We start from the raw sequence: 7,852 nt of genomic DNA, 5'->3' as shown, positions 1-7,852 counted from the left end.
TGGGCAACAGCGCCCAGGAGGTGCTGGTCACCCGCGACCCCGAGAAGGCCGCTCGCATCCAAGAAGAAGACGATGCGATGGACGACCTGCACCGGCACCTGTTCACGGTGCTGATGGATCGCGAGTGGAAGCACGGAGTGGCCGCCGCGGTCGACGTGACGTTGCTGGGCCGGTTCTACGAGCGGTTCGCCGACCATGCGGTCGAGGTCGCCCGCAGGGTGATCTTCCAGGTCACCGGGAAGCATGCCGACGACGAATCGATCCCCGCACCGCGCTAACCGGCCGCTCCTGCGCAGATCGACGGCGCCAATCGGTAGCCGGCTCCGCGGATGGTACGGATGAAGTCGCCATATTCGACGTCGTGGCCGAGCTTTTCGCGCAGTCGCCGAACGTGTACGGCCACGGTGTTCGTGTCGGCAGGATGCCCCCACACTTCACGACTGATCTCATCGCTGCTGGCAACTCTGCCGCGCTTTTCGATGAGGTAGACGAGCAACTCGAGTTCGCGCTGCGTAAGCCTTACGTCGCGGCCGCGCACGCGTGCTTCGTAGCCATAGCGATCCACGTAGATCGGTCCTGCAACGTAGACGGCCGGATCAGTTCCCGGTTGGTGATCACCGTTGAGCGCGAACGGCGCGATCGCCGTGATGTCGTATGGGCGGGCGATCAGCGCCGAAGCCCCTGCGGCCAATGCCTCTCGCGCCATCTCGTCGTCCGCAGACAACGATCCGACCAGAATAGGCAAGGTCCACCGACTCCGGATAGCGGCTGTAATGCGAGGCGCATCAACGGAATCCGTTCGAGCGGCGAGAACGAGGACGTCGGGGGGATCGGCCCCGACGGCAAGCAGTGCCTCCGCGCCGTCGGTACACCACGTGGTGCCGATGCCGATTGCCGCGGCATCGTCCATCAGCCGTGAAGCGACTGCCGCTTCGGTCTCGACGAGTACCAAGGTGCCGCGCACCGGCGTCATAACGTCGCGGCGCACGTCTGGCCCATGTCGAGGGTCGGAGCGCCGCACCTCGACAGTCATGCCTGGGCGCTCCGTCCCGTCACGCTGCCCGTCTCCCCTCCGTCCGACGCGCATGGCGAGATCGGTCAGCCAAAGCGGCCCGAGATGTAGTCCTCGGTTGCCTTCTGCGTCGGATTGGAGAAGATCTTCTCGGTATCGTCGATCTCGATCAGCCGGCCCGGTTTCCCGGTGGCCTCGAGGTTGAAGAAGGCGGTCTGATCGCTTACGCGAGCCGCCTGCTGCATGTTGTGCGTGACGATGACGATCGTGAAGTCCTGCTTGAGTTCAGCGATGAGGTCCTCGATCGCCAGAGTCGAGATCGGATCAAGCGCCGAGCACGGCTCGTCCATCAGCAGCACGTCGGGCTGAACGGCGATCGCGCGGGCGATGCACAGCCGCTGCTGCTGACCGCCCGAAAGGCTCCCACCGGGCTTGTCCAGCCGGTCTTTCACCTCGTTCCACAGGTTGGCGCCTTTCAGCGAACGCTCCGCCACCTCGTCGAGGGTCTTGTTACCGCGCACACCCTGCAGCTTCAATCCGGCGACCACGTTGTCACGAATCGACATGGTGGGGAACGGGTTTGGCCGCTGAAACACCATGCCGATGGTCTTGCGCACGCCGACCGGGTCGATGCCGGCACCGTAGATGTCTTCGCCGTCAAGCAGAACCGATCCCTCGACGCGAGCGCCGGGGATGACTTCGTGCATGCGATTGAGCGTCCGAAGCACCGTCGACTTACCGCAACCGGAAGGGCCGATGAAGGCCGTCACGCTGCGGGGCTGAACGGACAACGCGACATCGGCGACGGCATGGAATGAGCCGTAGAAGATATTGAGGTCCTTGAGGTCTAGCCGCTTGGCCATGTCGAGCTCCTAAACTCTGTTCCGCGTCAGGAATCGGTTGACCACCGCAGCGCCGAGGTAGAGCGCCGCGACGATCAATATGAGGCTTAACGCTGCTCCCCAGACCCGCAGCACGCCAGCCTCTTCGGGGTTGATCAGCTCCGTGTAGATGAGCAGTGGCAGCGATGCCATGTTGCCGTCGAAAGCGTCGAAGTTGATGGACCGGCTGTAGCCGACCAGGACCAGCACCGGGGCGGTCTCGCCCATGACCCTGGCAAGTGCCAGAAGCACGCCGCTGATCATTCCGGGCAGAGCGGTGGGCACGACGATCTTGAGAATCGTCTTCCACTTCGGGATGCCCAGCGCGTACGAGGCTTCGCGCAACTCATCGGGAACCAGCTTCAGCATCTCCTCGGTGTTACGTACGACCACCGGAAGCATGAGCAGCACGAGCGCCAGCGATACCGCGAACGCACTCTGCGGTAGGCCGAATGTGCTGATCCACAGCGCGAAAATGAAGAGCGATGCGACGATCGAGGGAACTCCGGCAAGGATGTCGACCATGAAGGTGGTCACCTTGGCGAACGTGCCCCGCCCGTACTCCACCAGGTAGATGGCCGCCATCACACCGAGGGGAACCGACAGCACTGCCGCGATGAGTGCCTGCACCAGTGTGCCGTAAATAGCGTGGTAGACGCCGCCTGCGAATTCCTCGGGCAGCACCCCTGCGAGCGAATGCGTCCACCACGTCGACGAGATGACGGCCCTGAAGCCCTTGGCCAACACGGTGTAGAGCACCCACACCAGCGGGACCATCGCAATGGCGAACGATGCGCCGAACAGTGTCGTCGCGACGTTGTTCTTGATCTTGCGACTGACGCTTACCGGATGAAAAGTCGTACTCTTCACCGGCCTGTCGAGTGTTGCTTGCGTCATCCTCCGCTAACCCTTCCGCCCGATGCCACCCGAGCCAGCGCGTTGACGACGAAGGTCAACGCGAACAGCACGAAGCCGGCTGCGATATAGGCGCCCGTTGGCAGTGGAGCGCTGAATTCTGCTGCTGCCGAGGCGATTTTGGACGCGAACGTGTAGCCGCCGTCGAAGAGGGTCCAGTGGCCGGCCTGCGCGGCGGTGCGCAGGATGATCAGGATCGCGATGGTCTCGCCCAGCGCGCGACCCAGCCCGAGCATCGAAGCCGCGATCATTCCACTGCGCCCGTACGGGAATACGGTCATCCTGACCACTTCCCACTTCGTAGCGCCCAGCGCCTGCGCCGCTTCGATGTGCGCCCGCGGGGTCAGCGCGAAGACCTCGCGGGTTACGGAGGTGATGATCGGCAAGATCATTACTGAGAGCACGATGCCGGCCGTGAAGATCGTGCCGCCACCGGCCAACGACACGTTGCCCTCGGAGAACAAGAAGAACCAGCCGAGTTTGTCGTTGAGGAAGGTCGCGACCGGGGACAGGACGGGAGCCAGCACGAAGATGCCCCACAGACCGAACACGATCGAGGGGACCGCTGCGAGCAGATCCACCAGCATGGCGAAGGGCCGAGCCAACCGTTTAGGTGCGTAATGAGTGAGGAATGCCGCGATTCCTATCGCGAGCGGCACAGCAATGATCAAGGCAAACAGCGAGCTCAACACCGTCACCTGGAAGAGATCGCGGATGCCGAACCGCAGATTGTCCGCGTCGTTGGTCACGAACTCCGTGCTGGTTATGAAGTTCGCGTTGTTCGCTTCCAGCGACGGAACAGCCTTGATGAGAAGGAACAGCGCCATCAGTGCGATCGCGCCGATAATCGTCGCTCCGGCGGCGATGGCGATCGACTTGAAAACCGTGTCGCCCCAGCGTGAGCTGCGTCGATGCGGCACCGCGTCTCGGCCGGACTTGGTTGGCATTTTGGGAGTATCTCCGATCTGACGTGGACCCGCCGCCGTAAGCGGGCCCACGTCAGTGGATTCAGGTGTCACTGCCATTACCGAGATGCGGTCAGGACGTTGCGTTGATGGCGTCGACGGCTTCAGTCAGTCGAGTCTTGAACGCCTCGGGGACCGGAATGTAGCCATTCTCCTCAAGCCCGGTCTGCCCATTGCCGAGCGCCGAGTGCATGAACGCCTTGACCGCCTTGGCGACATCGGCGTCGGGGTACTGCGAGCACACGATCTCGTACGCCGCCAGGACGATTGGGTAGGACCCGGGCTCAGTCGGCAAGTAGAACGACGTCGTGTCGAGCACGAGATCGTTGCCCTCGCCCTTGAACTTCACCCCGTCGATGGCCTTGCCCGCCGTCTCCACACTCAACTCGACCGGTTCCGGCCCCGCCGAGGTGATGATGTCGGCGATCGACAGTCCTTGTGCTTTCGCGAACGACCACTCGTTGTAGGTGATGGCCCCGGGAGTGTTCTTGATTGCCGCCGAGGTGCCCTCGTTGCCCTTGGCACCTTCGCCGACACCGCCTGCAAACGACTTGCCCGCACCCTTGCCCCACGCACCGTCGGATGCCGCGTCCAGATACTTCTGGAAGTTGTCCGTAGTGCCTGACTCGTCGCTGCGGAAGATGACGTTGATCGGCTCAGCGGGGAGAGGGGCGCCTTCGTTCAGCGCCTTGATCTCCGGCGCGTCCCAAGTCTTGACGGTGCCGTTGAAGATCTTGGCGAGCGTGGGTCCGTCCAGCACGAGGTTGTCCACACCGGCCACGTTGTACGTGACGGCGATCGGTCCGAACACGGCGGGCAGATTCCACGCGTCGCTGCCACCGCAGCGCGCCTTGGCCTTCTCGACCTCGCCCTTCTCCGCGTTCAGCGGCGAGTCAGAGCCGCCGAAGTCGGTCTGCCCGCCGAGGAACTCAGACACGCCCGCGCCTGACCCGCTGGAGGTGTAGTTCAGTGTGAAGCCGGGGCAGTCCTTCTCATAGGCGTTGACGAACCGCGTCATCGCGTTGGCCTGAGCGGACGAGCCGCTGGCCTTGAGTGCTTCCTTGCCGCCGCAATCGCTCGCGGACGTTCCGGAGTCACCACCTGATCCCGAAGAGGTGTTGTTGTCACTCCCGCATGCCGACAGCAGCAGGGCGCTGACAGCCAGCAGGCTCAGCGCAGCACCAGATCGTATGGCCTTCACGAAGCTCCTTTGTGAAACAGGTAGACGCTTGGCGTCAGGTAGTGGACCCCGTTGCCGTGACAGACGTCGCGTCAAGCAGTCACATCGCTGCTCGGCTGAGAACTTAAGCGCACGTCATGAATGAATTACCTACGGATAGTGAACGGCAGATGAACCAGCAACGGGCTGGGAACGACATCTGCACTGGGGTCAATTCACGCCGAACGTCACCGGTTAATCGGGTGCGCCAGACGCGTAGGCCGCATCGACGGCAAAGACGTCGAATCCCAGTCGCTGGTAGGTCTTTACGGCCGCCGAGTTATCCCCCTCGACGTAGAGAGTCACCGTCGGCTGCGAACTCGCAGACAGCCGCTCAGCGAGATGATGCAGACCAATCAGGGTCAGCGTGGCACCGACTCCGCGGCCTTGCGCGGCGGGATCGACGCCGACGACGTACACCTCGCCAAGGTCGGCGTTGTGCACCTTGGTCCAGTGAAAGCCGAGCAGCTTGCCGCTGCGTTCGTCGACGGCCATGAATACGCCGGCCGGGTCGAACCACAGCTCGCCGCGGCGCTCGGCGATGTCCGCGTCGGTCCAGCCGCCCTGCTCCGGATGCCAGGCGAAAGCGGCGTTGTTGACCCGCAACAGTTCGGCATCGTCGCCGGGTCCGGCGTAGGTGGCGATGCGAACACCGTCGGGGATGCTCACCGGCGGCAGCCCGGTCAGCGGACGGCGCATCTGAAGCAGCTCGCGCACGACGACAAGATCGAGTCCGGCCGCAGTGGCGCGGGCTGGCTCGAGGTTGCCGTGCGCCCAGATGCGGGCGCCGTCGCCGCCTTCGGACAACCCCGTTCGCGCCATCCGCGAGCCGATGCCCTGCCGTCGCGCCCGCGGGTGCACCACCAACTCGGCCATGGCCGGCGCCGGTGTGAGGTTCAGATATCCGGCGATGTCCTCGCCGTCGACGGCCACCAGGTGTCTGGTTCGGTCGTGCGGCAATTCCCGCAGAACCTGGTCACCCACGGGCGCGACGCCGTCGACCGTCGTCGCGGCGGCCACGAGTCCGCGGATCGCGCGCTGGTCGTCATCGGAGAGGCGCTCGCGCCAGCCGACTGAAATCACTGACTACGCAACGGGTCTACAAGACCTTCCGGCAGCGTGTCTGGCGCGCTTTCGTAGGCCGCGTCGTCAGCCATGTCGTCGGACAGATCTGTGCCGGGAGCCGGTGGACGGCCCCGTGCTGGACGCACGGCCTTGTAGCCGACGTTGCGCACCGTGCCGATGAGCGACTCGTATTCGGTGCCCAGCTTGGCGCGCAGCCGACGCACGTGCACGTCGACCGTGCGGGTGCCGCCGAAGAAGTCGTAGCCCCAAACCTCCTGCAGCAGCTGCGCGCGGGTGAACACCCGCCCGGCGTGCTGGGCCAGATACTTCAGTAGCTCGAATTCCTTATACGTAAGGTCAAGCGGCCGTCCACGCAGCCGTGCGGTGTACGTGCCCTCGTCAATGACGAGCTCACCGAGGCTGATCTTGCCGAGGTTCTCCTGATTGGCCACGCCGCCGCGGCGCCCGACCAGTAGCCGCAGCCGCGCGTCGATCTCGGCAGGCCCGGTACTCGGCAGCAGAATCTCGTCGAGCCCCCACTCGACGTTGACGGCGACCAGGCCGCCCTCGTTGACGACAGCCACCACGGGGACCGAGGTGCCGGTCGTTCCGAGAAGGCGACAGAGGCCGCGCGCGGCGGCCAGATCAGTGCGCGCGTCGACAATGGCCACATCCGCGGTGCCAGCCTCCAACAAGGAGGAGACCTCGGTCGGAGCCGTCCGCACGTTGTGAGCGAGGAGCGACAACGAGGGCAGCACCGATTCCGGATGTGGGTCGACGGTAAGAAGCAAGAGATCCAACAGGCCCTCCGGCGCGGCCCGGGGGGAGGTTCACCGGACCTCTGTGTCCGGGTCATCTCCCAGATTCATGGCTGACATGTGGCCGTTACCGGCCGATAGTCACATAACGATAGCGCGCCACCTGCTGATTAGCCGCGCCGAGCCGGTTGACTGATACCCGTGAGCCAGAATGTCCGGGTGCGCAAGCTGCTGATCGCCCTCGTCACGGCGGTGACCGTGGTGGTCGTGGGCGCCGTCGGGACGGACTTCGGGGCGGCCATCTACGGCGAATACCGGCTGGCCAGGAGTGTGCGCAGCGCGGCGAACCTGAGCTGGGACCCGTCGGTGGCCATCCTCGGTTTCCCGTTCATCCCGCAAGCGATGGGCCGTCACTATGACGAGGTGGAGATCAAGGCCAGTGGCGTTGATCACCCGGTCGTTGGCAAGGCGTCGCTGGAGGCCACCCTGCATTCGATCGACCTCACCGACGCGTCCTGGTTGATCCCCCCTGACGCCAAGCTGCCGGTGGGCAAGGTCGAGAGCCGCATCATCATCGACTCCACCCACGTCGGCCGCTTCATGGACATACCGGACCTGCTGGTCGAGGCGCCCACCCGGGAAAGCAACGACGCCACCGGCGGCACCACCGAATCGGGCATCTCCAGCAACCGCGGGCTGGTGTTCACCGGCACGCCGAAGAAGGCGGACTACGACGAGAAGGTCAGCATCGCCGTCGACCTGTCTGTCGCCGGACCGGACCAGACCACCCTGGTGTTCACCGCCACTGGCGTACTCACCGGGGCGGGCACCGCCGACCAACCGGTCCCCGAGGACAAGACAGCCGCGGTTCTCGCCGCGTTTTCCACCAGCCTGCCCGGCCAGAAGCTGCCGTTCGGTATCGCGCCGACCAGTGAGGGGGCGCGCGGCTCCGACATCATCATCGAGGGGATTGCCGAGGGAGTAACCATCGCCCTCGACAAGTTCAATACGTCATGAGCACCTCGCTGGCCGCGGCC

The 7,852-nt window shown here is 64.5% G+C and carries 9 protein-coding genes; 2 read left to right on the top strand and 7 right to left on the bottom strand.

From position 1 onward, the window contains the following. Positions 1 to 278 (top strand): phosphate signaling complex PhoU family protein (locus VFH65_RS21210; RefSeq protein WP_353324018.1); only part of this gene is annotated, 278 nt, incomplete at its 5' end. Here the strand turns inward: VFH65_RS21210 and VFH65_RS21205 are convergent. From VFH65_RS21205 to VFH65_RS21175, 7 genes are all read right to left on the bottom strand, one after another. Continuing rightward, a complete protein-coding gene (locus VFH65_RS21205) occupies positions 275 to 1,033 on the bottom strand; it encodes a winged helix-turn-helix transcriptional regulator (RefSeq protein WP_414688475.1) in 759 nt (252 codons plus the stop codon). The two genes, VFH65_RS21210 and VFH65_RS21205, sit on opposite strands and share 4 nt — an antisense overlap. Positions 1,034 to 1,098: 65 nt before the next feature. Beyond that, positions 1,099 to 1,875 (bottom strand): phosphate ABC transporter ATP-binding protein PstB, encoded by a 777-nt coding sequence (gene pstB, locus VFH65_RS21200; protein ID WP_353324017.1) that lies wholly within the window; start codon positions 1,873 to 1,875, stop codon positions 1,099 to 1,101. 9 nt (positions 1,876 to 1,884) lie between these two features. Further along, complete coding sequence (gene pstA / locus VFH65_RS21195; protein ID WP_353324016.1) at positions 1,885 to 2,790, bottom strand: phosphate ABC transporter permease PstA; 906 nt, start codon at positions 2,788 to 2,790, stop codon at positions 1,885 to 1,887. After that, positions 2,787 to 3,755, bottom strand: a complete 969-nt coding sequence (gene pstC / locus VFH65_RS21190; protein WP_353324015.1) for a phosphate ABC transporter permease subunit PstC — start codon at positions 3,753 to 3,755, stop codon at positions 2,787 to 2,789. Before pstC ends, pstA begins: the two co-directional genes overlap by 4 nt. A gap of 91 nt (positions 3,756 to 3,846) precedes the next feature. Then, a complete protein-coding gene (pstS, locus tag VFH65_RS21185; protein WP_353324014.1) occupies positions 3,847 to 4,974 on the bottom strand; it encodes a phosphate ABC transporter substrate-binding protein PstS in 1,128 nt (375 codons plus the stop codon). A 213-nt stretch (positions 4,975 to 5,187) separates the two neighbouring features. Further along, a complete protein-coding gene (gene mshD, locus VFH65_RS21180) occupies positions 5,188 to 6,075 on the bottom strand; it encodes a mycothiol synthase (protein WP_353324013.1) in 888 nt (295 codons plus the stop codon). Further along, on the bottom strand, positions 6,072 to 6,860 hold the full coding sequence (locus VFH65_RS21175) for a winged helix-turn-helix transcriptional regulator (protein ID WP_353324019.1): 789 nt from the start codon (positions 6,858 to 6,860) through the stop codon (positions 6,072 to 6,074). The genes mshD and VFH65_RS21175 overlap by 4 nt, the downstream gene beginning before the upstream one ends. Positions 6,861 to 7,016: 156 nt before the next feature. Between VFH65_RS21175 and lmeA the strand changes: the two genes are divergently transcribed. Then, the gene (gene lmeA, locus VFH65_RS21170; protein ID WP_353324012.1) at positions 7,017 to 7,832 is read left to right on the top strand and encodes a mannan chain length control protein LmeA; all 816 of its coding nucleotides are present in this window, start codon (positions 7,017 to 7,019) and stop codon (positions 7,830 to 7,832) included. The last annotated feature ends 20 nt before the right edge of the window (positions 7,833 to 7,852 follow it).

The organism is Mycobacterium sp. (assembly GCF_035697385.1).
Lineage (GTDB): Bacteria > Actinomycetota > Actinomycetes > Mycobacteriales > Mycobacteriaceae > Mycobacterium.
The sequence above is the reverse complement of the archived record's forward strand: the minus strand, read 5'-3'. Positions and strand labels throughout refer to the sequence as shown.

Bases quoted from the DNA above. Each gene is read 5' to 3' on its own strand.
- pstB (WP_353324017.1), bottom strand. From the start codon at position 1,875: ATGGCCAAGCGGCTAGACCTCAAGGACCTCAATATCTTCTACGGCTCA.
- pstC (WP_353324015.1), bottom strand. From the start codon at position 3,755: ATGCCAACCAAGTCCGGCCGAGACGCGGTGCCGCATCGACGCAGCTCA.
- VFH65_RS21205 (WP_414688475.1), bottom strand. From the start codon at position 1,033: ATGACTGTCGAGGTGCGGCGCTCCGACCCTCGACATGGGCCAGACGTG.
- pstA (WP_353324016.1), bottom strand. From the start codon at position 2,790: ATGACGCAAGCAACACTCGACAGGCCGGTGAAGAGTACGACTTTTCAT.